Annotated in this window: 23 protein-coding genes and 1 rRNA gene; 17 read left to right on the top strand and 7 right to left on the bottom strand. The window is 66.9% G+C overall.

Annotated features, from left to right (window positions below):
* Positions 1 to 28 precede the first annotated feature (28 nt).
* From BLJ79_RS16090 to BLJ79_RS16075, 4 genes are all read right to left on the bottom strand, one after another.
* Positions 29 to 916 carry a carbohydrate ABC transporter permease gene (locus BLJ79_RS16090; protein WP_071215789.1) on the bottom strand — a complete coding sequence of 296 codons (888 nt, stop codon included), beginning with the start codon at positions 914 to 916 and terminating at the stop codon, positions 29 to 31.
* On the bottom strand, positions 916 to 1,821 hold the full coding sequence (locus tag BLJ79_RS16085; protein ID WP_071215788.1) for a carbohydrate ABC transporter permease: 906 nt from the start codon (positions 1,819 to 1,821) through the stop codon (positions 916 to 918). Before BLJ79_RS16085 ends, BLJ79_RS16090 begins: the two co-directional genes overlap by 1 nt.
* Before the next feature lie 92 nt (positions 1,822 to 1,913).
* Entirely contained in the window at positions 1,914 to 3,206 is a 1,293-nt protein-coding gene (locus BLJ79_RS16080; protein ID WP_071215787.1) for an ABC transporter substrate-binding protein, read from the bottom strand.
* Between the two features lie 109 nt (positions 3,207 to 3,315).
* Positions 3,316 to 4,533 (bottom strand): ROK family transcriptional regulator, encoded by a 1,218-nt coding sequence (locus BLJ79_RS16075; RefSeq protein ID WP_071215786.1) that lies wholly within the window; start codon positions 4,531 to 4,533, stop codon positions 3,316 to 3,318.
* 271 nt (positions 4,534 to 4,804) lie between these two features.
* On the opposite strand from BLJ79_RS16075, the gene BLJ79_RS16070 reads away from it, so the two are divergent.
* Positions 4,805 to 5,278, top strand: coding sequence for a DUF1990 domain-containing protein (locus BLJ79_RS16070; RefSeq protein WP_071215785.1), 474 nt, complete (start codon positions 4,805 to 4,807; stop codon positions 5,276 to 5,278).
* A gap of 245 nt (positions 5,279 to 5,523) precedes the next feature.
* Here BLJ79_RS16070 and BLJ79_RS16065 read toward each other — a convergent pair whose 3' ends face one another.
* Positions 5,524 to 6,534, bottom strand: a complete 1,011-nt coding sequence (locus BLJ79_RS16065; protein ID WP_071215784.1) for a quinone oxidoreductase family protein — start codon at positions 6,532 to 6,534, stop codon at positions 5,524 to 5,526.
* Positions 6,535 to 6,645: 111 nt separating this feature from the next.
* Between BLJ79_RS16065 and argC the strand changes: the two genes are divergently transcribed.
* The 9 genes from argC to BLJ79_RS16025 all read left to right on the top strand — a co-directional run bounded on the left by argC (position 6,646) and on the right by BLJ79_RS16025 (position 13,644).
* Positions 6,646 to 7,677 carry an N-acetyl-gamma-glutamyl-phosphate reductase gene (argC, locus tag BLJ79_RS16060; RefSeq protein WP_071215783.1) on the top strand — a complete coding sequence of 344 codons (1,032 nt, stop codon included), beginning with the start codon at positions 6,646 to 6,648 and terminating at the stop codon, positions 7,675 to 7,677.
* 11 nt (positions 7,678 to 7,688) lie between these two features.
* A complete protein-coding gene (gene argJ / locus BLJ79_RS16055) occupies positions 7,689 to 8,852 on the top strand; it encodes a bifunctional glutamate N-acetyltransferase/amino-acid acetyltransferase ArgJ (RefSeq protein ID WP_071215891.1) in 1,164 nt (387 codons plus the stop codon).
* 103 nt (positions 8,853 to 8,955) lie between these two features.
* Complete coding sequence (argB, locus tag BLJ79_RS16050; protein ID WP_071215782.1) at positions 8,956 to 9,876, top strand: acetylglutamate kinase; 921 nt, start codon at positions 8,956 to 8,958, stop codon at positions 9,874 to 9,876.
* A complete protein-coding gene (locus tag BLJ79_RS16045) occupies positions 9,873 to 11,117 on the top strand; it encodes an acetylornithine transaminase (protein ID WP_071215781.1) in 1,245 nt (414 codons plus the stop codon). The genes argB and BLJ79_RS16045 overlap by 4 nt, the downstream gene beginning before the upstream one ends.
* Positions 11,118 to 11,128: 11 nt before the next feature.
* Positions 11,129 to 12,097 carry an ornithine carbamoyltransferase gene (gene argF, locus BLJ79_RS16040; RefSeq protein ID WP_071215780.1) on the top strand — a complete coding sequence of 323 codons (969 nt, stop codon included), beginning with the start codon at positions 11,129 to 11,131 and terminating at the stop codon, positions 12,095 to 12,097.
* Positions 12,094 to 12,609: an arginine repressor gene (locus BLJ79_RS16035; RefSeq protein WP_071215779.1), complete on the top strand. Its 516-nt coding sequence runs from the start codon at positions 12,094 to 12,096 to the stop codon at positions 12,607 to 12,609. The genes argF and BLJ79_RS16035 overlap by 4 nt, the downstream gene beginning before the upstream one ends.
* 35 nt (positions 12,610 to 12,644) lie before the next feature.
* Positions 12,645 to 12,821 (top strand): hypothetical protein, encoded by a 177-nt coding sequence (locus BLJ79_RS23405; RefSeq protein WP_175475509.1) that lies wholly within the window; start codon positions 12,645 to 12,647, stop codon positions 12,819 to 12,821.
* 71 nt (positions 12,822 to 12,892) lie between these two features.
* Positions 12,893 to 13,333: an SRPBCC family protein gene (locus BLJ79_RS16030; RefSeq protein ID WP_071215778.1), complete on the top strand. Its 441-nt coding sequence runs from the start codon at positions 12,893 to 12,895 to the stop codon at positions 13,331 to 13,333.
* Positions 13,330 to 13,644 carry an ArsR/SmtB family transcription factor gene (locus BLJ79_RS16025; RefSeq protein WP_071215777.1) on the top strand — a complete coding sequence of 105 codons (315 nt, stop codon included), beginning with the start codon at positions 13,330 to 13,332 and terminating at the stop codon, positions 13,642 to 13,644. Before BLJ79_RS16030 ends, BLJ79_RS16025 begins: the two co-directional genes overlap by 4 nt.
* A gap of 137 nt (positions 13,645 to 13,781) precedes the next feature.
* Here the strand turns inward: BLJ79_RS16025 and BLJ79_RS16020 are convergent, their stop codons facing one another.
* Positions 13,782 to 14,342, bottom strand: coding sequence for an O-acetyl-ADP-ribose deacetylase (locus BLJ79_RS16020; RefSeq protein ID WP_071215776.1), 561 nt, complete (start codon positions 14,340 to 14,342; stop codon positions 13,782 to 13,784).
* 270 nt (positions 14,343 to 14,612) lie between these two features.
* Entirely contained in the window at positions 14,613 to 15,023 is a 411-nt protein-coding gene (locus BLJ79_RS16015; protein ID WP_071215775.1) for an ankyrin repeat domain-containing protein, read from the bottom strand.
* A 193-nt stretch (positions 15,024 to 15,216) separates the two neighbouring features.
* Here BLJ79_RS16015 and argH point away from each other — a divergent pair, with 193 nt between their 5' ends.
* The 7 genes from argH to BLJ79_RS15980 all read left to right on the top strand — a co-directional run.
* Positions 15,217 to 16,632: an argininosuccinate lyase gene (gene argH / locus BLJ79_RS16010; RefSeq protein WP_071215774.1), complete on the top strand. Its 1,416-nt coding sequence runs from the start codon at positions 15,217 to 15,219 to the stop codon at positions 16,630 to 16,632.
* Between the two features lie 93 nt (positions 16,633 to 16,725).
* On the top strand, positions 16,726 to 17,463 hold the full coding sequence (locus BLJ79_RS16005; protein WP_071215773.1) for a maleylpyruvate isomerase family mycothiol-dependent enzyme: 738 nt from the start codon (positions 16,726 to 16,728) through the stop codon (positions 17,461 to 17,463).
* Between the two features lie 35 nt (positions 17,464 to 17,498).
* Positions 17,499 to 18,152 (top strand): DNA-3-methyladenine glycosylase, encoded by a 654-nt coding sequence (locus BLJ79_RS16000; RefSeq protein WP_286135464.1) that lies wholly within the window; start codon positions 17,499 to 17,501, stop codon positions 18,150 to 18,152.
* 9 nt (positions 18,153 to 18,161) lie between these two features.
* Complete coding sequence (locus BLJ79_RS15995) at positions 18,162 to 18,698, top strand: adenine phosphoribosyltransferase (protein ID WP_071215772.1); 537 nt, start codon at positions 18,162 to 18,164, stop codon at positions 18,696 to 18,698.
* A gap of 89 nt (positions 18,699 to 18,787) precedes the next feature.
* Positions 18,788 to 21,076, top strand: coding sequence for a HelD family protein (locus BLJ79_RS15990; RefSeq protein WP_071215771.1), 2,289 nt, complete (start codon positions 18,788 to 18,790; stop codon positions 21,074 to 21,076).
* A gap of 56 nt (positions 21,077 to 21,132) precedes the next feature.
* Positions 21,133 to 22,422, top strand: coding sequence for a tyrosine--tRNA ligase (tyrS, locus tag BLJ79_RS15985; RefSeq protein WP_502686109.1), 1,290 nt, complete (start codon positions 21,133 to 21,135; stop codon positions 22,420 to 22,422).
* A gap of 604 nt (positions 22,423 to 23,026) precedes the next feature.
* Positions 23,027 to 23,324, top strand: a 16S ribosomal RNA gene (locus BLJ79_RS15980); the annotation flags it as partial.

Genomic DNA, 23,324 nt, shown 5'->3' with positions numbered 1-23,324 from the left:
CACGCATGTTATCGGCTTGCGGAGGGCCTCAGCCCTTGACCGAACCGCTCATCAGCCCGCCGACAAAGTACTTGCCCAGCAGGATGTAGACCAGAAGCGTCGGCACCGAGGCGATCAGCGCGCCGGCCATGGAGGCCCCGTAGTCGGTGAGCTGGCCGCCGGCCAGGAAGCTCAGCGCGATGGTCACCGGCCCGTTGCGTCCGGAGGAGAAGAACGCGGCGAACAGGTAGTCGTTCCAGGCCGAGGTGAACTGCCAGATCAGCACGACCACGAAGCCGGGCGCGGAGACCGGGAAGATCACCGAGGCATAGGTGCGCAGGATCCCGGCGCCGTCCATGCGGGCGGCCTCGATGAGTTCGGACGGCACCGACTCGTAGTAGTTGCGGAAGATCAGCGTGCAGATCGGCAGCCCGTAGACGATGTGCAGCAGCATCAGCGACGGAACGCCCTGGGGCACCCCGAGGTTGCTCATCAGCTGGGTCAGCGGGATCATGACCGCCTGGTAGGGGATGAACATGCCAAAGAGGATCAGCGTGAACACCACGTTGGCGCCGGGAAAGCGCCACTTGGACAGCACGTAGCCGTTGATCGAGCCCAGGGTGGCGGAAATGACGGCGGCCGGGACCACCAGGGCGAAGGTGCGTCCCAGCGCCGGGGCCAGCGTGGTCCAGGCCTTGGACCAGCCGCCGGTTTCCCAGGTGGTGGGCAGGAACCAGGCCCGCGACGGGTCGGCGTCGGCGCTGCCCTTGAAGCTGGTGATCAGCAGGACGTAGGCGGGGATCAGCACGATCACCACGAAGAGCATCAGCAATGCGTACTTCAGGGTGCGGTTGATCCGGCGGCGGCCCGGGTTCGGGGCGCCCAAGGCCGTGTTGGCGGCCGGGGCCGCGGTGCGGTCAAGGATCGAGGTGGCCATTAGCGCTTCTCCGCTCGCGAGGTGTACATGAGGTAGGGGACCACCACGAGGGCAACGAGCACCAGCAGGATCATGCCGATTGCTGCGGCGTCGGCGTAGTCGCTGCCGATGTACTTGACCCACATCATGGTCGCCGGGACCTGGACGTCGTAGGTGTTGGCATCGGGGACGATCGCGCGGATGAGGTCGAAGAGCTTCAGCGACATGTGGCCGATGATGATCACCGCCGAGAGCATGACGGGGTTCAGCTGCGGGAAGATCACGTGGCGGTAGAGCTTCCATTCGCTGCAGCCGTCGATGCGGGCGGCCTCGCGCAGTTCCTCGGGGATGCCGCGGAAGCCTGCCAGGAACAGGGCCATGACGTAGCCGGAGAGCTGCCAGATGGCCGGGACGGCGATGGCGGCGATGCCCCAGGTCGGGTTGGACCACCAGTCGTTCTGCATGAAGCCCAGGCCCACCGAATCCAGCAGCCGGTTCAGGCCGGTGGTGCGTTCGCCGCCGGGCTGGTCGGTCTGCAGGGAGGAGAGCAGCCAGCGCCAGACCACGCCGGAGGCGATGAAGGAGACCGACATCGGGAAGAGGTAGACGGCGCGGAAGAAGCCCTCGCCCTTGGCGGGCTTGTCCAGCATCCAGGCCCAGAGGAAGCCGAAGATCAGGGTGCCGCCCAAAAAGACGATGGTGAGGATCAGCAGGTTCCACAGCGAGTGCTGGAAGTTCGGATCGGCCAGCAGGTTGGTGTAGTTATCGAAGCCGACGTACTTGTCGCTGGGCCTGGCCGTGTGCTGGTTGGTCAGGCTGACCCGGAAGTTTTCGATGATCAGCCAGTAGACGAACACGCCAACCAGGATGATGGTGGGAGCCAGGAGCAAGAGTCCCGGTCCCCAATGTTTTACGCGCCTAAGCATGGGTTCCTCCCTGGGGAAATGGGCGCCGCATGAAGGCGGGGGCGGTTGCTGCCGGATCGGCTGCGACCGCCCCCACGTCCATGGTGGTGTTGTTACTTGGCGAACTTGTCGGCAGTGGCTGCCGCCGCGTCCTGGAGGGCCGAGACGTTGCCGTCGCCGCCGAACTTGCTGACCGCGGTGCTCAGCTCGTTGAGCCAGGCCACCGGAACCGCTGCGCCGTGGGCAAGGGAGGAAACGATCTTGTCCTGGGAGAAGTCCTTGATGGCGCTCTTCTGGTACTCGGAGAAGTCATCGGTCTTGGCGGTGGTGTTCGCCGGGATCGATCCCTTGACCTTGTTGAATGCCGTCTGGCCCTCGGCGGAGCCGATGGTGCTCAGCCAGGCCTTGGCCCCGGCCGGGTTGGGGGCGCCCACCGGCAGGGTGAAGGAGTCGGCGAGGAAGTTGAAGACCCCTGCGGTTCCCGGCATCGGGAAGTAGGAGTAGTCGGTGCCGGCCTTCTTGCCGTCCTGTGCGAACTTGGCCTCGGCCCAGTCGCCCATGAGGTTGTAGGCGGCCGCCCCGTCCTCGACCAGCTGCGTGGCCGGGGCCCAGTCGCTGAGGGAGTCGCGGTCGGAGTTGGTGTAGCTCAGCGTCWTCTTGTAGGCCTCGATGGCCTTGGTGACCTCTGCACCCTTCCAGTCGGTCTGCCCGTTCCAAAGCCCGTTGTAGCCGTCGACGCCCAGGGAGGAGAGCAGCACGTTTTCGAACAGCTGGGTCTGGGTCCAGGTRCCGGCGACCGCCAGCGGGGTCTTGCCGCTGGCCTTGATCTTGTCCATGTCGGCGAACCAGGCCTCGAGGCTGTCTGCCGGCTTGGCCGGGTCGACCCCTGCCTTCTCCAGCACCTTGACGTTGGCCCACACCACGTTGGAGCGGTGGATGTTGGAGGGGACCGAGTAGATCTTGCCGTCAACGGTGAGCCGGTCGATCAGGTCCTTGGGGAACTGGTCGGTGAGCTTGTTCTCGGTGTAGAAGCCGGTGAGGTCCTCGAGCTGGTCGGCGTCGATGTAGTCCTGCAGTTCGGCACCGGCGTGTGCCTGGAACGAGTCCGGCGGGGTTCCTGCCTTGAGCTGCGCGGCAAGCACGCTCTTGGCCTGGGAGCCGGCGCCGCCGGCAACCGCGAGGTTGTCGAAGGTCAGGTTGGGGTAGTCGGTCTTGAAGACGTCAACCAGGGCGTCAAGGCCGGCCTTCTCCGAGCCGTCTGCCCACCACGTGAACACGCCTACCTCGCCGGTGGCCTCGCTGGCCGGTGCCGCCGATTCGGCGGGGGCCTGTCCGGAGCCGCCACACCCGGCGAGGGTGAGTCCCAATGTCGCGGCCGCTGCAATCAATGTAAGACTACGGCGCATGTCTGCCTCCAAGAGTTGTTTGAAAATGTGAGAAATTGTCTAAAAGTGTCTCAGTGCCACCTAATGGTTACCCGCGTCACACCTTGCCGTCAACTACTGAACGCAATCTTCATCGACTTGTTGCCTTCCGCCGGTCCGGGGAATGCCCGGAAGCGTCCTGGCGAAGCACCAGCGCGACCGCGCCGAGTGCCTCGGCGCGGTCGCCGAGCATGGACATGTGCAGGGACGTGTTTTCGCCGACCACCGGAATTGCGTGGCGGTTCAGGCCGCGTCGGATGGGATCCAGGAGCAGCTCGCCCAGCGGCGCCAGCGGTCCGCCGATGACCATGGCCTCGGGGTTGATCAGGTTGGCGACGTTCGCCAGCGCATGCCCGACGGCAACCCCGGCGTCGTCGATGACGCGCAGCGTTGCCGAGTCGCCGCCCAGGGCGCGATCAATGATCTCCTCCACGGTGATGCTCCGGCCCTCGGCGTGGCCAAGCATCTGGGTCATGGTGAAGGTCGAAGCCACGGTTTCCAGGCAGCCCCGGTTGCCGCAGCGGCAGATCAGTCCCTGGTTGAAAATGGTCGAATGCCCGATCTCTCCGGTGATCCCCAGGTGCCCGTAGTACAGCGAGCCGTTCAGGATCAGGCCAGAGCCGATCCCGCTGCCGATCTTCAGGAAGCACAGGTTGGCGCAGGTCTGGTGCTCGCCCCAGGTGACCTGGGCCAGCGCCCCGAGGTTCGAGTCGTTGTCAATGATGACGGGGATCCCCAGTGCGCTGCGCAGCTGTTCGGCAATGTCGATGCCCACCCAGTCGGGCAGGATCGCCCCGTGGATGACCCTGTTGGTCCGGTGGTCTATGGGCCCGGGGACCCCGATCCCGGCGCCCAGCAGTTGCCGGGGGTTGGTGCCGGTGCGCTCGCAGGCCTCGGTGAGCATCCGGGCGGCGATGGCGATGCTGTCCTCGACCCGGTGCCCGATGGGCAGCGCGGCGGAGGCCTCGTCAAGCAGGCGGAATCCCGGGCGGGCCAGGACAACGCGTACGTGGCTGCGCCCGAAGTCGATGCCGGCGGCCACATCGGACACGTCCAGGAGGCTCACGCCAAGCGCCCGCCGGCCGGAGCTGGTGACCGAGGTGGTTTCCACGCGGTTCTCCGCGGCCAGGGTCTTGACGATATTGGAGACCGTTGCCGTGGACAGCCCGGTGACGCGCGCCAAGCCTGCCTGGGTCAGTGTTCCGTGCGAGGCCAGGGTGTCCAGGATGCGCTGCTCGTTGAGCTTGCGCAGGGCTGATTGGGAACCCGGGTTTTCTCTTCCGGGTTTGGCACGTGGTGCGTCGGTCATGCATTGAAGCCTGCGTCACACATGCTTTGCAGTCAAGAGGTTAACGCAAAGAAGTCAATTCATTCTTATCTATTGAATGCAAGTTCCGGGCTCCCCACGACCGTGGCCCGCGGGTGTGCGGCAGGTGAGTGGTGCCGGCGTGGCGGGCATCGCGTGGCCGCGGGGAGCCGGCCTGCGGGCGGCCAAGAATCCGCCCGGCGGTGGAATGTAGGCAAGGATGTCCCTAGGGCATCAGCTGGATGGCCTGCGGACACCACGAGGAGCATGGAACATGACGAATCCGGACCTTGACCATTGGCCGCCCGGCGACGGAAAGTATCGCCGCTCGGAGGCTCGGTCGGTCATTGGAACCGGGGATGCGGTCTGGGAACGCACCAGCGCGGAAGTGCTGCGCTGGGGAGTCAAGACCGCAAGCGGCTTCGCGGTGAGCTCGGACGCTCCCGTCGGGCCGGGCGACCGGGTGGAGGTCACTGCGCGCCTCTTCGGGGTCCGCATCATCGAGCCGGTGGAAGTGGTGGCCGTCGTGGATGAGCCGGACCGGGTCGGATTTTCCTACCGCACCCTCCCCGGGCGCCCGGTCAGTGGCGAGGAGGCCTTCGTGCTCAGCCGCCACGGCGACGAAGTGCGCCTCACCGTACGATCCCTCACGCGTGCTGCACCGCAGCAGCCCTGGCGGGCGCTGTTCCCCTTGCTCCTGATCGTGCAGCGAATTGTTCGCCGGAGGTATCTTCGCGCATTGTGTTAGCCGCCATCGACTCCGGCCCACCCCTGGTCGTTGAGCGGGCTTGGCCAGGACCCCGCTCGGGCTGGAGTGCCCGGAGGCACGCGGTGGCAGTGAAGACGGCGTGTGCGACGCGGCTGACCCGGCGTCCTCGATCGTGCCTGCCCCACCGGGAGTCTGGCATCTCGGCCGGGCGCGGCGCGGGCCGCCCCTCGGAAGCAAGGCTCCGGAGGGGCAGCCCGCGACGTGCGCCAAGGACCTGGTCGCGGCTACGGAAGCAAGATGACCTTGCCTGTGGTCGCGCGGGATTCGAGGGCCGCGTGCGCGGCCCCGGCCTCGGCCAGCGGGAAGCGGGCGCCGATCCTGACATCGAGCTTGCCATCCGCCACCAGGCCAAAGATCTCTCTCGAGCGCCAGCGGCGCTCCTCGGCATCCAGCAGGAAGTCGGCGATCTTGGGCCGGGTCACGGTGAGCGAGCCGTGCGCATTCAGGCGTTGCAGGTCGAAGGGCGGGACCTGGCCCGAGGCGCCGCCGAAGAGCACCAGGGTGCCGCGGACCTTCAGGGATTCGAGGGATCCGTCGAAGGTGTCCTTGCCGATGCCGTCATACACGACATCCACGCCGCGGCCACCGGTGATTTCGCGGACGCGCGCCGGGACCTCGTCGTAGCCCAGGACGTGGTCGGCGCCGGCGCCGCGCGCCAGTTCCGCCTTTTCCGGGGTCGAGGTGGTGGTGATGACGGTGGCCCCGCGCAGCTTGAGCAGCTGGATCAGCAGCAGGCCCACCCCGCCGGCCCCGGCGTAGGTCAGCACGGTGTCGCCGGGCTGCACGTTGTAGCTGGAATTGACGAGGTAGTGGGCGGTGATGCCCTGCAGCGGCAGTGCGCCGGCAACATCCAGCGCGACGCTCGCGGGAACCGGCAATGCCTTCTCGGCGTCCAGCAGCGTGTAGTTTGCGTACGCCTTGGAACCCTCCGTGGTGGCCACCCGGTCGCCAACGGCAAAGCCGGTGACCCCGTCCCCGATGGCCTCGACGGTGCCGGCGTATTCGCTGCCCGGGGTGAAGGGGTAGCTGACCTTGTAGACGCCCGAGCGCTGGTAGGTTTCGATGAAGTTGACCCCGACGGCGGCGACCTTCACCAGCACCTGCCCGGCACGCGGCGAGGGGGGTTCCGAGGAAACATAGTCGAAAACTTCGGGCCCGCCGGCCTCGCGGGCGATAATTGCATGGGGACTCACGTGCGCAACTCCTTGGTTTGCTCTTGGATTTGTGACAACCATAGCGTTTGACCTCGATTCATCCGGGCCCGGTGGAGGGGATGTTGCGTGATGAGACACCCCAGTGTGAATATTTATTAGTAATCGTGCATAAATGCGTAGTAGGGTTGGTTCATGACGATTTCAGTAGCTGTATCCGGAGCCAGTGGGTATGCCGGCGGCGAGGTCTTGCGCTTGCTGTCCAATCACCCGGACGTGACCATCGGGGCCATCACCGCCCACTCGAACGCCGGACAGCGACTGGGCGAACTCGCCCCGCACCTGCATTCCCTGGCGGACCGCATCCTGGTGGAAACCACCGTCGAGCAGCTGAGCGGACACGACGTCGTATTCCTGGCCCTGCCGCACGGTCACAGCGCCGAAATCGCCTCCCGGCTCCCGGCCGAGACCCTGGTCATCGATGCCGGCGCGGACCACCGCCTCGAATCGCCCGAGGCCTGGGAAAAGTTCTACGGTTCGGCACACGCCGGAACCTGGCCCTACGGACTGCCCGAGCTGCCCGGCGCCCGGGAGCTGCTTGTCGGTGCCAAGCGCATCGCGGTGCCCGGCTGCTACCCGACCTCGGTCCAGCTGGCCCTGGTGCCAGGCTTCGCCGCGAACCTGCTCGAGCCCGACGACGTCGTGGTGGTCTCCGCCTCCGGAACCTCCGGTGCCGGCAAGAGCGCCAAGGTCAACCTCATCGGCTCCGAGGTCATGGGATCGATGAACCCCTATGGCGTGGGCGGGTCCCACCGCCACACCCCGGAAATGGAACAGGGCCTGTCCAACGCGGCAGGGGTCCCGGTGACGGTCTCCTTCACCCCGACACTCGCCCCGATGCCCCGCGGCATCCTCACCACCGCCACCGCCAAGGTCAAGCCCGGCGTGGACGAGGCAACGCTGCGCGCCGCCTGGACCGCGGCCTACGCCGACGAGCCTTTCGTGCACGTGCTGCCCGAGGGCCAATGGCCCGCGACCTCCTCGGTCATGGGCTCGAACCACGCCCAGATCCAGCTGGCGTTCGACCCGCACGCGGGCCGTGTCATCGTCTCGGCCGTCATCGACAACCTGACCAAGGGCACCGCCGGCGGCGCCGTCCAATCCATGAACATCGCCCTGGGCCTGAACGAAACCGCCGGCCTGGCACTTGAAGGAGTAGCACCGTGAGCACCGCACCCATGGGAATCACCACCCCGGTAGGCTTCGACGCCTCGGGCATCACCGCCGGACTCAAGGCCTCCGGAAACCCGGACCTGGCCCTGGTGCGCAACAACGGCCCGCGCTTCGACGCCGCGGCAGTGTTCACCTCCAACCGCGTGGCCGCCGCCCCGGTGCACTGGTCACGCCAGGTCATCACCGATGGACGCGCGGACGCCGTGGTGCTGAACTCCGGCGGCGCCAACGCCTGCACCGGCCCCGAGGGCTTCGCCAACACCCACGCCACCGCCGAGCACGTCGCCGCGGTGCTGGGCGTTTCCAGCGGGGACGTTTTGGTGTGCTCCACCGGGCTGATCGGCGAGCAGCTGCCGATGGACAAGATCATCCCCGGCGTCGACGCCGCGGCCGCCGCCCTGGGCACCGGCAACGAGTTCGACGGGGGAGCGGCGGCCGCCACCGCCATCATGACCACCGACACCGTGTCCAAGCAGGCCGGGTTCGCCGGCACCGGCTACTCGATCGGCGCCATGGCCAAGGGCGCGGGCATGCTCGCCCCCGGACTGGCCACCATGCTCGTGGTCATCACCACCGACGCCGTGCTGGAGGCGGCCCAGCTGGATGCCGCACTGCGCCAGGCCACCCGCGTGAGCTTCGACCGGGCCGACTCGGATGGCTGCATGTCCACCAACGACACCGTCATCTTGATGTCTTCCGGTGCCTCGGGCACCGTCCCGGACCTTGCGGAGTTCTCCGCCGGGCTTGCCGCAACCTGCGTGGAGCTGGCCAAGGCGCTGATCTCCGACGCCGAGGGCGCGGCCCACGAGATCACCATCCGCACCTTCAACGCGGCCACCGAGGACGAAGCCGTTGAGGTCTCGCGCACCGTGGCCCGCTCCAACCTCTTCAAGACCGCGATCTTCGGCCAGGACCCCAACTGGGGACGGGTGCTCTCCGCGGTGGGAACCACCCAGGCGGCCTTCGAAGCCGACGAACTGAACGTGTCCATCAATGGCGTGCAGGTCTGCCGCAACGGCGGGGTGGGCGACGACAGGAACCTGGTGGACCTCACCGGTCGCCAGGTGCTGGTGGAAATCGACCTGAACGCCGGCGCGGCCGAGGCCAGCCTGTGGACCAACGACCTGACCCACGACTACGTCCACGAGAACTCCGCCTACAGCAGCTAGACGGCGCATTTCGCCCCTTGGCGGGTAACGGGGAAAGAACCCGTTGCCCGCCAAGGGGCACCACCATTCGACCCAAACGTCCCAGTGAGGATCACCCCAGAGCATGTCCGAGAAAACACCCACGTCCATGGATGTGGCACAGCGCAAGGCCGAGGCCCTGATCGAGGCGCTTCCCTGGATCCAGCGTTTCGCCGGCACCACCATGGTGATCAAGTACGGCGGCAACGCCATGGTCAACGAGGAATTGCGCCGCGCCTTCGCCGAGGACATCGTCTTCCTGCGCCACGTGGGCATCAACCCCGTGGTCGTGCACGGGGGAGGCCCGCAGATCAATTCCATGCTCAGCCGCCTGGGCATCACCTCCGAATTCAAGGGCGGGCTGCGCGTCACCACCCCCGAAGCCATGGACGTGGTCCGCATGGTGCTCACCGGGCAGGTGCAGCGCGAACTGATCGGATTGATCAACTCGCACGGCCCCTACGCGGTGGGACTCTCCGGCGAGGACGGTGCCCTGTTGCGCGCCGTGCGCACGGGGACCTACATCGCCGGGCAGCACGTGGACCTCGGGCTCGTCGGCGAGGTCACGGGCGTCAAACCCGACCAGATCCTGGACCTGCTGGCCGCCGGCAAGATCCCGGTCGTCTCCACCGTGGCCCCGGAGGTCGACGAAAAGGACAACCCCACCGGGCAGGTGCTCAACGTCAACGCCGACACCGCCGCCGCGGCGCTGGCCAGCGCGCTGGGCGCCTCCAAGCTGGTGATCCTCACCGACGTCGAGGGGCTCTACGCCGCCTGGCCGGACAGGTCGTCGCTGATCTCCTCGCTGGACACCGAGGCGCTGCGCGACCTGATGCCCTCGCTGGAATCGGGCATGATCCCCAAGATGGCAGCCTGCCTCAAGGCCGTGGACGAGGGCGTGGGCCAGGCCCACATCGTCGATGGCCGCCAACCGCACTCCATGCTGCTGGAGGTCTTCACCTCCGCCGGCGTCGGAACCCAAGTCATTCCCAAGGACAAGGCATGAACGAGATCATTGAACAGGAAACCGGCGCCCTGAACGCCCTGGCCGGCAGCGAATTGCTGGCCCGCTACAACCACTCGCTGCTCGGTGTCTTCGGCACCCCGCAACGTGTGCTGGTCCGCGGGGCCGGCTGCCACGTGTGGGACGCGGACGGCAAGGAATACCTTGACCTGCTCTCCGGGATCGCGGTGAACGCCCTGGGCCACGCACACCCGCTGGTCACCTCGGTGATTTCCTCCCAGCTGGCCACGCTGGGACACATCTCCAATTTCTTCACCAGCCCCACCCAGATCGCCCTGGCCGAAAAACTGCTGGAAATCAGCCAGGCACCGGAAGGTTCCAAGGTCTTCTTCACCAACTCCGGCACCGAGGCCAACGAGGCCGCCTTCAAGCTGGCCCGCCGCAACGCCGGCACCCCGCAGGCTCCTCGGACCAAGATCATTGCCCTGGAACAGGCCTTCCACGGCCGGACCATGGGCGCGCTCGCACTGACCTGGAAGCAGGCCTACCGCGAACCGTTCGAACCGCTGCCCGGCGGCGTGGAATGGATCCCGGCCGGCGACATCGAGGCGCTGCGCGCCGCGGTGGACGAGAACACCGCCGCGGTGTTCATCGAGCCCATCCAGGGCGAAGCCGGTGTCATCGAATTCGCCCCCGGCTACCTGCAAGCGGCACGGACGATCACCGCGGAGGCCGGCGCGCTGCTGGTCTTCGACGAGGTCCAGACCGGCATCGGCCGCACCGGTGAATGGTTCGCCTCCGCCGGGGTCACCCCCGATGCGATGACCCTGGCCAAGGGCCTGGGCGGCGGATTCCCCATCGGTGCCATGATCGTCTTCGGCACGCAGGCCACCGGCCTGCTGACCCCCGGACAGCACGGCACCACCTTCGGCGGAAACCCCGTGGCCACCGCCGCGGCCCTGGCGACCCTGCACGTCATCGAAACCCAGGGCCTGCTGGCCCAGGTGACGTCCGTGGGGGAGCAGCTGCGGACCAAGTTTGCGGCCCTCGACTTCGTCACCGCCGTCCGCGGCCGGGGCCTGCTCATCGGGCTGGACCTGGACGCGGCGGTCGCACCGGCCGTGGTGTCCGCGGCACTGGATGCCGGGTTCATCGTCAACGCCCCGGGCCCCCACACGCTGCGCCTGGCACCCCCGCTGATCATCACCACCGAGCAACTCGACACGTTCGTTGCGGCACTGCCGGCGCTTTACGCCGCCGCCGTTGCCGCCACCAAGGAATAGGACCCGCGACCATGACCAACACCGTTCGCCATTTCCTGACCGACCTGGATCTGACCCAGGCCGAACAGGGCGAGGTCCTTGACCTTGCCGTGGCCATGAAAAAAGACAAATACGGATACAAGCCCTACGCCGGCCCGCAGACGGTGGCGGTCTTCTTCGACAAGACCTCCACCCGCACCCGAGTCTCCTTCGCCGCCGGCATCGCCGAGCTCGGCGGCTCCCCGCTGATCATCAACTCCGCCGAGTCCCAGCTGGGCCACAAGGAATCAATCTCCGATTCGGCCAAGGTCCTCGAGCGCATGGTCTCCACCATCGTGTGGCGCACCTACGCCCAGGCCGGCCTGGAGGAAATGGCGCAGAACTCTTCGGTCCCGGTCATCAACGCACTCTCCGACGACTACCACCCCTGCCAGCTTTTGGCCGACCTGCTCACAGTGCGCGAGCACAAGGGCACGCTGGCCGGGCTGTCCATGGCCTACCTGGGGGACTCGGCCAACAACATGGCCAACTCCTACCTGCTGGCCGGGGTCACCGCCGGCATGCACGTGCGCATTGCCGGTCCCGAGGGTTACCTGCCGGCCGCGGAGATCGTTGCCGCGGCCGAGGCCCGCGCCGCCGAAACCGGCGGCTCGGTGCTGGTGACCACCGACGCCGCCGCTGCCCTGGCCGGCGCCGACGTGGTGGCCACCGACACCTGGGTCTCCATGGGCCAGGAAGACGAGAAGGCCCAGCGCATGGAGCTGTTCCGCGACTATGCCGTGGATTCGGCGGCCATGGCCCACGCGGACAAGGACGCCGTGGTGCTGCACTGCCTGCCTGCCTACCGCGGCTACGAGATCTCCGCGGACGTCATTGACGGCCCGCAGTCGGTCGTCTTTGACGAGGCCGAGAACCGCGTACACGCACAGAAGGCCATCATGGCCTGGCTGCTGGCCAAGTCGGGCCTGGCAGAGGTTGCCGGAGTGGAAACCGGCCGATGAGCACCCCCGCATCGTTCCAGCCAACAACGAAGATCGCCCGCCAGGCGCGGGTGAGCTCGATCCTGTCCACCCAAACCGTCCGTTCGCAGGCCGAACTGGTGGCCCTGTTGGCCGAGGACGGAATGGCCGTCACCCAGGCCACGCTGTCCAGGGACCTGGTGGAACTTGGTGCGGTGCGGGTGCGCGGGGTCGACGGCGGGCTGGTCTATGCGGTGCGCCAGGAGGGCGGGGACCGCAGCCCGCAGGCAGGGGTCAGCCAGGAAATCCATGACGCCAAGCTCGCCAAGCAATGCGCCGAACTGCTGATCACCGCCGAGGCCTCGGGGAACATCGTGGTGCTGCGCACCCCGCCGGGGGCCGCAAACTTCCTGGCCCTGTCCATCGACCACTCCACCATGCCGCAGATCCTGGGGTGCATTGCCGGGGACGACACCGTCATGCTGGTGACCCGCGAGGTCGACGGCGGCGCCGAGGTTGCCGCCCGGTTCCTGGCACTGGCCGACCCGCAGTAGCAGGCACACCGGATTCCGGGCCCCGGGAGGCAAACATGGAACCACGCAAGAGAGCCGCGGTGCTCGGATCGATCCTGCTTGCCCTGGTGCTGCTGGTGATCCTGGCCGGCATCGTCATCGGGACCACGGGCATCCTGGCTTCAGGGGCCGTCGGCCCGGATCCTTCCGGTGCAGTGCGGGCCGTCGAACCCATGGCGGCTACCGGCGCGTAGGCCCTTGTGCAACGAAAGCCCTTGTGCAACCATGTTGTTGCACAAGGGCTTTGCGTCTCGAGGGGAAACACATGGACACCGAACGACAGGATGCCATCGAGGCAACCATCGACATCACCGCCACCGCGGAAGCCGTCTGGAAGCTGGTCAGCGAGCCTGGCTGGTTCATCAATGGCGGGGCCATCACGCCACACCGCATTGAAACCAACGGCGCCTTCTCCACCGTCCATGACGCCATCTACGGCCAGTTCGAATTCGAGACGATCGCCCTCGAGGCACCGGGCTACGCGGCCTTCCGTTCGCTGGGAGGCGACGCATGGGACGATCCGGTTCCCAATACGCTCATTGAGTTCTGGGTCGAAACCACCAACTCCGGTGCGGTCAGGCTGCGGGTCATGGAAAGTGGCTTCGCCGCCTTCGACCAGGACGAACATGCCCGCGTCATCAGCGCCAACACCCGGGGGTGGACTGCCGAGATGCTCGCGGCGCAGCGTTATTTGAGCGACAAATGACGGGGCGGCCGGGCACCGAAGCGACTCAGCTGATCTTTGCGGCGTTGTCGGACGAGACCCGGCGGCAGGTGCTTGCGCTACTAGGAGATAAGGCGGCCAGTGCGTCTCGATTGAGTGCGCCGTTGGGGATCAGCAGGCAGGCCGTGGCCAAGCACCTGAGGATCCTCGTGGAGGCCGGCCTGTCCCGCAGGCGCAGGGAAGGCCGGGAGATTGTCTTCGAGCTGGTCGTGGACGGGCTCGGGCCGGCGATCGGCTACATCAAGGCCCTGGGTGCCGGGGGAGCGGACGCAAACAGCAGCGATTCCCGGTAGGGCCCGGTTTCGGAATGGGTGCAGGCGCGCAAATGGGGAAGGCGTGCGACACCCGGGAAATGCCCGGGGGCTGCCCGCGCGATGCGCGGGCAGCCCCCGGGGAGCCTTGCTTTGCCGGTGGGTCGGCCGGGCGTGCACTACGGACCGTGGACGAGCTGGCTCTCGGTGCGCGGAGTGTCAAAGGCCTTGCGGAAGGCGGCTTCGACCTCGTCGTTGTAGGCAACCAGCACGACCCGGTGGATCGAAGTGGAGTGCACGTACAGCTCGAACCACTCGTGGATGGCGTGGGCGGCGATCGACGCGACGTCCTCCGGGGCCCAGCCGTAGGCCCCGGCGCCGATGGCCGGAAAAGCAATGCTGGTGGCTCCCAGCCGCGAGGCGACGTACAAGGAGTTGGTGAAGCACTTGTCCAGAGTCTTGGGGTTCGTCTGTCCCACGTGGCGGTTGGGGCCCGGGGTGTGGATGACCCAGCGCGCGGGAAGGTCCCCGGCACCCGTGGCCAGGGCGAGCCCGGAGGCCAGTCCGTCCGGGTGGGTCGTGGCCCTCAGCTTCCGGCATTCGGCCAGCAGGGACGGGCCGGCCGCCGCGTGGATGGCATCGTCAACGCCGCCGCCACCAAGCAGGGAGGGATTTGCAGCATTGACGATCGCATCGACCTTTTGTTCGGTGATGTCCCCTCGCACGATGTCGATATGCATTTGTTCGCTCCTGTCAGTGATCCAGTACACCTGATAAGCACCACGATACGCGCCGGTCCTGCCCTTGTGCAGGGTCACACAGGGGATTCTCAGGTGTGACTAGCGCAAAGCCGAAAAGGGTGCCAAAAGCCGGGCCTCGGGGGGCTTGTGTGACAGGGATCTGGCCGGGGGCTGGCGGGGGACTGTCACGGTTGCGTACCGATGTGCACCGGCCCCCTGTCCAGCTGCAACCCGCGGCCGTATAGTGCCCGCGGTGCGGGCCGCGGAGGCCTACAGGTACTCCGCGATCACTGCCTCGAACTCGGGCAGCTCGAACATCTTGGCCACGGCGATGGCGTTCTGCGCCCCCAGGCGCGGGTCGGCGCCCTTGGACAGCAGGAGCCGGACGAGTGGTTCGTTCTTGCGGAACACCGCGCAGGTCAGCGCGCCCTGCCCCTTGTCGTTGAGCCGGTTGATGTCCGCGCCGCGCTCGAGCAGGGCGGCAACGATGTCGTTGTGGCCGTTGTAGGCGGCCAGGATCATCAGGGTGTCGCCCTTGGGGTCTGTCAGGTCGGCGGGAATCCCCTGGTCCAGAAGCAGCATCAGCTTCTCGGTGCTGCCCTCGCGGGCCAGGTCGAAAATGGAGTGCAGGAACGCGATCTCTTCGTCGTTCAGGGAATCGGGGGCGCTCGAATCAGTCATACCCAAATCGTACCGGTTGGCCCGGGAGGGACTGCCCGTGGGCACGAGTTGTGAATATTTATGTAGACTTGTGAATAAATATTAGACCAGGGGTGTTTCATCCGGGGCCGGCGCACGGCCCTGCATTAGGATGGGCAATGGATTTGGACACCTCGCGACCCGGCGCCGGAACAAGGCGCACGGAAGGATGAACATGGGATCGGCAACAAACGAAGGTGCACTCTGGGGCGGACGCTTTGCCGGCGGCCCGGCCGACGCGCTGGCGGCACTGAGCAAGTCCACGCACTTCGACTGGCGCCTGGCCCGCTATGACATCGCCGGCTCCCGTGCCCACGCCCGCGTGCTGCACACCGCCGGGCTGCTTGACGACGCCGAACTCGCCGGCATGATCGCGGCCCTGGACGAGCTGGAAGCCGATGTCGTCTCCGGAGCCTACGTTGCCTCCGACTCCGACGAGGACGTCCACGGTTCCCTCGAGCGGGGCCTGATCGAACGCGCCGGGACCGCGCTGGGCGGCAAGCTGCGCGCCGGCCGCTCGCGCAACGACCAGATCGCGACCCTCGGCCGCATGTTCCTGCGCGACCATGCCCGCATCATCGCCCGCGGAGTGCTGGCCACCATCGACGCGCTCATCGAGCAGGCCGAGGCGCACCCCAACGCCGCCATGCCCGGGCGCACCCACCTGCAGCACGCCCAGCCGATCCTGCTCTCCCACCACCTGCTGGCCCACGCCTGGGCCATGCTGCGCGACGTCCAGCGCCTGGCCGACTGGGACAAGCGCGCAGCGGTTTCCCCCTACGGCTCCGGCGCCCTGGCAGGCTCCTCGCTGGGCCTGGACCCCAACGCCGTGGCAACCGAGCTCGGTTTCGACTCCGCGGCCTGGAACTCGATCGACGGCACCGCCGCCCGCGACGTGTTCGCCGAATACGCCTGGGTCGCGGCCATGATCGGGGTGGACCTCTCGCGCATCTCGGAGGAAGTCATCCTCTGGGCCACCAAGGAATTCTCCTTCGTCACCCTCGATGATGCCTTCTCCACCGGCTCCTCGATCATGCCGCAGAAGAAGAACCCGGACGTCGCCGAGCTGGCCCGCGGCAAGGCCGGCCGGTTGATCGGCAACCTGACCGGGCTGATGGCCACGCTCAAGGCGCTGCCGCTGGCCTACAACCGCGACCTGCAGGAAGACAAGGAACCGGTCTTCGACGCGACCGACACCCTCGAGCTGCTGCTCCCTGCGGTCTCCGGCATGATCGCGACCCTGAAGTTCAACACCGAGCGCATGGCCGAGCTGGCACCGCTGGGCTTTGCCCTGGCCACCGACATCGCCGAGTGGCTGGTCCGCCAGGGCGTGCCCTTCCGCGAGGCCCACGAGCTTTCCGGCGCCGCGGTGAAGCTGGCCGAGTCCAAGGGCGTCGAGCTCTGGGACCTGTCCGACGCCGAGTACGCGGGCATCTCCGGGCACCTGACCCCCGAGGTCCGCAGCGTGCTGTCCACCGAGGGCTCGCTGAACTCGCGCAGCGCCCAGGGCGGCACAGCGCCCTCGGCCGTCGCCTCCCAGCTGGCGGCGTTGAAGGATGCACTGGTTCCGGTGCGCGCCTACGCCGGCTGACCCACCCCGATCCACGATCCCTGGGAGGGGCCCACCGGCGGGTGGGCCCCTCCTTCGTGATTTCCTGCCCGGAGTGCGGATAGGGTGAGGTGTATGAGTGAGCTCACACCACAGGACCTGACAACCCGGATCCTCGCCGCCCTGTCCACCGGCCGCCAGGTCATCGCCACCGTGGACGAGGCCGCCGCGACCGGACCCAGCGCGCTGCCCGGCTGGGACCGCGCGCACGTCGTGGCCCACATCGACGGCTTTTCCCGCGCAGCGGCCCGCCAACTGGACACCGCCGGCGCCGAGGAGCCCTTCGAGATGTACGACGGGGGAATGGACGCGCGCCACGATGCCATCGAGATCACCGCGTTGATGCGCCCCGAGGCGCTGGTGGCCCGCGCCACCGAATCCCTCGACGGACTGGAAAGCAGCATCCGCGGGATCAGCGCGGGGGAGTGGAACCTGGCCACCGGGTTCCGCAACGGCACCGTTCAGGACCTCTTCTACGCGATCTGGCGCGAGCTGGTCATCCACACCTCGGATTTGGCCCTGTCGAATTCGGTGGCCGACTGGGAGCCGGAATTCTGCGCGCACCTCTTCGACGCGCTCGAGGCCCGGGTGCCCGAATCCCGCCGCTACATCCTCCAGCCGCACGGCGCCCAGCGCATCACCCTGGGCCACGGGGACGATGCCACGGTGCTCAGCGGCACGGTCTTCGACCTGGCCGCATGGCTGGCCGGCCGCACGCCGCTGGGGCCCGTGCAGGCCACCGCCGACGCGGACGGCGCCGACCTTCCCGAGCTCGGCCCCTGGCTCGTGAAGCTGAAGGCCAAGAACCAGTAAGCAGGCAACAGGAACATCCAGGGAGGCGGAACGCCGTGGGGACAGGCACGAGGGACCAGCTGCTGGCACTGCCATCGATGCACTTGGCCCCGCACCTGCTCGGCGCACGCGTCTCGAGCTACATCGGCGGGCAGCTCGTGGTGGTGCGGCTGACGGAGGTCGAGGCCTACGACGGGTCCGGGGACCCCGGATCCCACGCCTACCGCGGACGGACCGCCCGGAACGCCGGGCTCTTCGGCCCGCCGGGCACCGCCTACGTCTACTTCACCTACGGGATGCACCATTGCGCCAACGTGGTCTGCGGGGCCGAAGGCACCGCCTCGGCGGTGCTGATGCGTGCCGGCGAGGTCGTCACGGGCCTCGAAACGGTCCTGGCCCGGCGCGGGCACCCCAAGGGCCCCGAAACCAGGCTGCTCAGCGGCCCGGCGCGACTGGCCCAGGGGCTGGGCCTGACCCTGGCCAACAACACCGCCGGCTTCCGCGACGGCACCGCCGGGCCCCCGGGGCCGGAGCTGGGCCTGGAGAACCTGTCCGGTGCCCCGCACCCCTTCCTGGCCGGCCCGCGCACCGGGGTTGCCGGGGCCGGGGGCACCGAGGAGTACCCGTGGCGCTTCTGGCTGCCGGGCGAACCCAGCGTCTCGCCCTACCGCCGGGCGGCCGCGCCAGGAACCCGGGCCCGCAGGGTCTAGACTTGATGGGTGATTCCAGAGCCTGAAAGCATTAGCGACCTCCTTGACCGCCTGAGCGCCATCGTCCCGGACTACCCCGCGGCGGGTATCTCGTTCAAGGACCTGACCCCGGTGTTTGCCGACCCCGCCGGGCTGCGCCGGATCGTCGACGAGGTCATTGCGCCCTTCGCCGGCCAATTCGACGTCATTGCCGGGCTCGAGGCCCGCGGATTCGTGATGGCAGCGGCCGCCGCCTACGCCACCGGCACCGGAATGATCACCATCCGCAAGGCCGGCAAGCTGCCGCGGCCGGTGCACCGCGACGAGTACACGCTCGAATACGGCACCGGAACCCTGGAACTGCACCGCGACGACGTCGCCCCGGGCACCCGGGTGCTGATCCTCGACGACGTGCTGGCCACCGGCGGCACCGTCGGATCCGCGGCCAGGCTGCTGGAAAAGGTCGGGGCCAAGGTTGTCGGTGTCGGGGTGGTCCTGGAGCTTCAGGGCCTGGGCGGGCGCGGGAAGCTCGCCGGCCTGAAGGTCCATTCCCTCCAGCTCGTCTAACCCGCCGCTTGCCCGGCCCGGTCAATTGGCCGGCGCCGCAGAGCGTAAACTGGTCTGTCCACGATTTCGTTACCTCATCGGAGTGCTGAATGCCAGAGTCCACGACCGTTCAACCGGAGCTCGAAGCCGAACGCAACTACGTTTCGATGCTCTATAGCCGCCTTGACGAGCTGCGCGCCGAGAAGGTCGAGCAGCTGACCCGCACCCGCCGCACCGGCCCGCAGGGCTCCATCCAGAACGTGTCCGAACGCGACTCCTTCGCCGCACTCTACGAGGACCGCCTGGCACAGCTCAACGCCGTGGAGGACCGCCTGGTCTTCGGCCGGCTGGACCTGGACGACGACGCCAACCGGGCCGGGGAGGAAGCCGGATCCCCGCGCTACATCGGGCGCATCGGGATGACCGACGAGGACCTCACCCGGCTGATGGTGGACTGGCGGGCCCCCGAGGCCGCGGCCTTCTACCAGGCCACCGCCTTGCACCGCCAGGGCGTGCGCCGCCGCCGCCACCTGATGCTGCGCGGGCGCACCGTGCTGGGCATCGACGACGAGGTCCTGGACACCGAACTCTTCAGCGAAAACGGCAGCCTGCAGGGCGAGGGCGCGCTGATGGCCGCCCTGACGCAGAAGCGCACCGGGCGCATGGGCGACATCGTGGGCACCATCCAGGCCGAACAGGACCGGATCATCCGCTCCCCGCTGGCCGGGGTGCTGGTGGTCCAGGGCGGGCCGGGCACCGGCAAGACCGCCGTGGCGCTGCACCGCGCGGCCTTCCTGCTCTACGAACACCGCGAACGGCTCAAGACCGCCGGCGTGCTGCTGGTCGGACCCTCGAACTCCTTCATGCGCTACATCGAGCGCGTCCTGCCCTCGCTGGGCGAGACCGGCGTGGTCATGTCCTCGGTGGGGGAGCTGTATCCAGGGATCCACGCGGTGCCCGAGCACAGCCGCGAGGCCGCCCGCATCAAGGGCAAGGCCTTCATGGCCAAGGTCGTGGCCAAGGCGGTGTCCAACCGCCAGCGGCTGCTGGCCGAGGACCGCCGCGTCGTGGTCGAGGGCACCCGGCTGGTGCTCACCCGCGGTGCGGTGCGCCATGCGCGCGAGAAGGCCCGGGCCTCCCGCAAGCCGCACAACGAGGCCCGTGAAATCTTCACCAAGACCCTGGTGCGCGAGCTTGCCGACCAGCTGCAGCAGGTCCTCGAGGATTCCTCGGGCACCGGCAACGCCGTGGACCGCAGCTACCTTCTCCAGGAAGTGCGCGAATCGCGCGACGTCCGCATCGCGCTGAACCTCTGCTGGATGCCGCTGACCCCGCAGTCGCTGCTCGAGGAACTCTTCGCCAAGGAGCACCTGCTCGCGGCCGCCGCCCCGCAGCTGAACGCCAGGGAACTGGCGGCGCTGCACCGGGAGGCCGGGTCGCCGTGGACCGAGTCCGACGTGCCGCTGCTGGACGAGGCCGCGGACCTGCTGGGCGATTTCAAGGCCGTGGGCAACAAGGACGCGGGGGTCGAGGCGCAACTCAAGCGCGACGTGGAAAACGCCGAGGCGACCCTGCGCAACGTCAACGAGATGCTCTTCAACGCCGGTATCGACGGACTGGTCGATGCCGAGGACCTGGCCGCCATGAACCAGGAGACCGAGGCACGCCAAACCGCCGCCGAGCGTGCGGTGGCCGACAGGAACTGGGCCTACGGGCACGTGGTGGTGGACGAGGCCCAGGAGCTTTCCCCGATGCAGYGGCGCCTGCTGATGCGCCGCTGCCCGCTGAAGTCCTTCACCGTGGTCGGGGACATCGCCCAGACCTCCTCGGCCTCGGGCGCCAACAGCTGGGCCCAGGCCATGAAGCCGTTCGTGGCCGAGCGGTTCACGCTGGAGGAACTGACGGTCAACTACCGCACCCCCATGCAGATCGCCGAAGCCGCAACCCGGGTTGCCCACGCCGCGGGGCTGAAGATCTCCACGCCCAAGGCCGTGCGCGAGGGCCAATGGCCGCCGCTGGTCGACCGGCTGGCTCCCGGCCAGCTGCTGGCCAAGCTGCACGAGGTGCTGCCCGGCGAGGTGGCCATCGCCGACGGCGGCCTGCTGGCGATCATCGTGCCCGAAACGCGCCTGGCACATGTGCGCGCAGCGGTTGTGGCGCAGTTCGGCCGCCGCGTGGGGACCGGCTCCGGTGGACTGAGCCAGGACATCGTGGTGCTTGGCGCACGAGAGGCCAAGGGCCTGGAGTTCGACGTGGTGCTCGTGATCGAACCGCAGGAATTGGTCGACGAAGTGGAGGGAAGCGTCGGTGACCTGTACGTCGCCATGACCCGAACCACCCAGCGCCTGCGGCTCCTGGCCGAGGGCGCGATCCCGGCGGGCATTGACACGGAAGCGTAATCCGGCGCGGAGACTGCTAATTTAGTAGGGTGTCTGAAATTGAGCAGAATCCCGCACTGGTGGGACAAAGTAATGATCCGTCGTTTGCCAACATCTGGCAGGAGCTGAAGTGGCGTGGCCTGGTCCACGTGTCCACCGATGAGGCCGAGCTGGAAAAGGTGCTCTCCGAGGAGTCCATTACCTATTACTGCGGTTTCGACCCCACCGCGCCGTCGCTGCACCTGGGCAACCTGGTCCAGCTGCTGAACATGCGCCGCCTGCAGCTGGCCGGCCACAAGCCCCTGGGCCTGGTCGGCGGCTCCACCGGCTTGATCGGCGATCCGCGCCAGACGGCCGAGCGGGTGTTGAACACCAAGGAAACCGTGGCCGAGTGGGTCGGCAAGCTGCAGGCGCAGGTCGCCCGCTTCCTGTCCTTCGAGGGCGAGAACGCCGCGCGCATGGTCAACAACCTGGACTGGACCGCGCAGCTGAGCGCCATCGACTTCCTGCGCGAGGTCGGCAAGTACTTCCGCGTGGGCACCATGATCAAGAAGGAAACCGTTGCCGCGCGCCTGAACTCCGACGAGGGCATCAGCTACACCGAGTTCAGCTACCAGGTGCTGCAGGGCTATGACTACCTGAAGCTGCACCAGCTGTACGGATGCGCCCTGCAGACCGGCGGCTCGGACCAGTGGGGCAACCTCACCAGCGGCACGGACCTGATCCGCAAGGTCGAGGGCAAGAGCGCCTACGCGTACGGCACGCCGTTGATCACCAATTCCGACGGCACCAAGTTCGGCAAGTCCGAAGGCAACGCCATCTGGTTGGATGCGGAGATGTGCAGCCCGTACACCTTCTACCAGTTCTGGCTCAACACCGCCGACGCCGATGTTGCTGCGCGCTTGAAGATCTTCACGTTCCTGACACGTGCGGAGATCGAAGCACTGGAACAGGAAGTCGCCGATCGTCCCTTTGCCCGCAAGGGACAGAAGGAACTTGCATACCTCGTGACCTCCTTGGTCCACGGTGTTGAAGCCACCGAAAAGGTCATTGCCGCTTCGGCTGCGCTCTTCGGGCAGGGCGAGTTGCGCGACATGGACGAAGCCACGTTGCGTGCGGCGACCCAGGAGCTGAACAGCACCACCGTTGATGGTGAAGAACTGGACATCATCTCCGTCTTGATGGCGTCGGGACTTTCGGAATCCAAGTCGGCTGCTCGCCGAACTGTGAGCGAGGGCGGTGCCTACGTCAACAACGTGAAGTACTCCGACATTGATTCGGTGGTGAGCCGCGAGGATCTCCTGCACGGTCGGTACCTCCTGGTTCGCCGCGGCAAGAAGAACTTGGCCGTTGTTGAAGTCGCGTAATTAGGCGACGTATTACCGGGTTTTTTCGAAGGCAATAAACCGGGGCGAGGGGAGTGCTGTGGATCACGGCAACGACCTCGCCCCGGTTTTTCGTTAATTGGCTGCGGAATCGTTCATAATCCTCTTGATCACGGGGGATTTAACGGTTGTTGGGTGCAGGAACCTACGATTTGCCGTGCCCGGGAAACCTGTGTATTGTTTTCTAAGTCGCCGCGGCCAAGGCAAGCGAAAAGCTTCCAGCCGCGAATGACAAACATTCTTCTAACAACGTTGATTCGTTGAAAGAAAATATGTGTTTATCGCAAATATAAATTAGCGAAAAGCCGATTTGACACCGCGAAGAACATGTATTAAATTATTACACATCACCCCGGAAGAAACACCGACTGATCTTTGATCGCACGGATGCCGAACCGGGAGCTGTCTGTTGTTTGAGAACTCAATAGTGTGCCAAGTTTGTTGATACCAATTTATTTATTTTATTGGTGAATGGTTTCAGGGTCCGCACCCCCGTGTGGGCGCCTGGGGCAATTTGCCGGGATTTTTTTACTTGGTGCAACCCGCAACCCTTTTTCCAGGGTCGTGTTGGTTGTGTCTGTATTTTTTTACGGAGAGTTTGATCCTGGCTCAGGATGAACGCTGGCGGCGTGCTTAACACATGCAAGTCGAACGATGAGTCTTGTGCTTGCACAAGATGATTAGTGGCGAACGGGTGAGTAACACGTGAGTAACCTGCCCCTGACTTCGGGATAAGCCTGGGAAACTGGGTCTAATACCGGATATGCACCGTGGACCGCATGGTCCTTGGTGGAAAGACTTGTTGGTCAGGGATGGACTCGCGGCCTATCAGCTTGTTGGTGAGGTAATGGCTCACCAAGGCGACGACGGGTAGCCGGCCTGAG

Origin of the sequence: Arthrobacter sp. UCD-GKA, from assembly GCF_001863355.1 — a bacterium.
In the GTDB taxonomy this organism is placed as follows: domain Bacteria; phylum Actinomycetota; class Actinomycetes; order Actinomycetales; family Micrococcaceae; genus Paeniglutamicibacter.
The sequence above is the reverse complement of the archived record's forward strand: the minus strand, read 5'-3'. Positions and strand labels throughout refer to the sequence as shown.

What these genes read in the sequence shown, in the direction of transcription:
- BLJ79_RS16005 (WP_071215773.1), top strand. Translation starts at nt 16,726, where the DNA reads ATGAGTGAGCTCACACCACAGGACCTGACAACCCGGATCCTCGCCGCC.
- BLJ79_RS23405 (WP_175475509.1), top strand. Translation starts at nt 12,645, where the DNA reads ATGGAACCACGCAAGAGAGCCGCGGTGCTCGGATCGATCCTGCTTGCC.
- argH (WP_071215774.1), top strand. Translation starts at nt 15,217, where the DNA reads ATGGGATCGGCAACAAACGAAGGTGCACTCTGGGGCGGACGCTTTGCC.
- BLJ79_RS16020 (WP_071215776.1), bottom strand. Translation starts at nt 14,342, where the DNA reads ATGCATATCGACATCGTGCGAGGGGACATCACCGAACAAAAGGTCGAT.
- argJ (WP_071215891.1), top strand. Translation starts at nt 7,689, where the DNA reads ATGGGAATCACCACCCCGGTAGGCTTCGACGCCTCGGGCATCACCGCC.
- BLJ79_RS16015 (WP_071215775.1), bottom strand. Translation starts at nt 15,023, where the DNA reads ATGACTGATTCGAGCGCCCCCGATTCCCTGAACGACGAAGAGATCGCG.
- BLJ79_RS16035 (WP_071215779.1), top strand. Translation starts at nt 12,094, where the DNA reads ATGAGCACCCCCGCATCGTTCCAGCCAACAACGAAGATCGCCCGCCAG.
- argC (WP_071215783.1), top strand. Translation starts at nt 6,646, where the DNA reads ATGACGATTTCAGTAGCTGTATCCGGAGCCAGTGGGTATGCCGGCGGC.
- BLJ79_RS16065 (WP_071215784.1), bottom strand. Translation starts at nt 6,534, where the DNA reads ATGGTTGTCACAAATCCAAGAGCAAACCAAGGAGTTGCGCACGTGAGT.
- BLJ79_RS16045 (WP_071215781.1), top strand. Translation starts at nt 9,873, where the DNA reads ATGAACGAGATCATTGAACAGGAAACCGGCGCCCTGAACGCCCTGGCC.
- argB (WP_071215782.1), top strand. Translation starts at nt 8,956, where the DNA reads ATGTCCGAGAAAACACCCACGTCCATGGATGTGGCACAGCGCAAGGCC.
- BLJ79_RS16090 (WP_071215789.1), bottom strand. Translation starts at nt 916, where the DNA reads ATGGCCACCTCGATCCTTGACCGCACCGCGGCCCCGGCCGCCAACACG.
- BLJ79_RS16075 (WP_071215786.1), bottom strand. Translation starts at nt 4,533, where the DNA reads ATGACCGACGCACCACGTGCCAAACCCGGAAGAGAAAACCCGGGTTCC.
- BLJ79_RS16025 (WP_071215777.1), top strand. Translation starts at nt 13,330, where the DNA reads ATGACGGGGCGGCCGGGCACCGAAGCGACTCAGCTGATCTTTGCGGCG.
- BLJ79_RS16085 (WP_071215788.1), bottom strand. Translation starts at nt 1,821, where the DNA reads ATGCTTAGGCGCGTAAAACATTGGGGACCGGGACTCTTGCTCCTGGCT.
- BLJ79_RS16070 (WP_071215785.1), top strand. Translation starts at nt 4,805, where the DNA reads ATGACGAATCCGGACCTTGACCATTGGCCGCCCGGCGACGGAAAGTAT.
- argF (WP_071215780.1), top strand. Translation starts at nt 11,129, where the DNA reads ATGACCAACACCGTTCGCCATTTCCTGACCGACCTGGATCTGACCCAG.
- BLJ79_RS16030 (WP_071215778.1), top strand. Translation starts at nt 12,893, where the DNA reads ATGGACACCGAACGACAGGATGCCATCGAGGCAACCATCGACATCACC.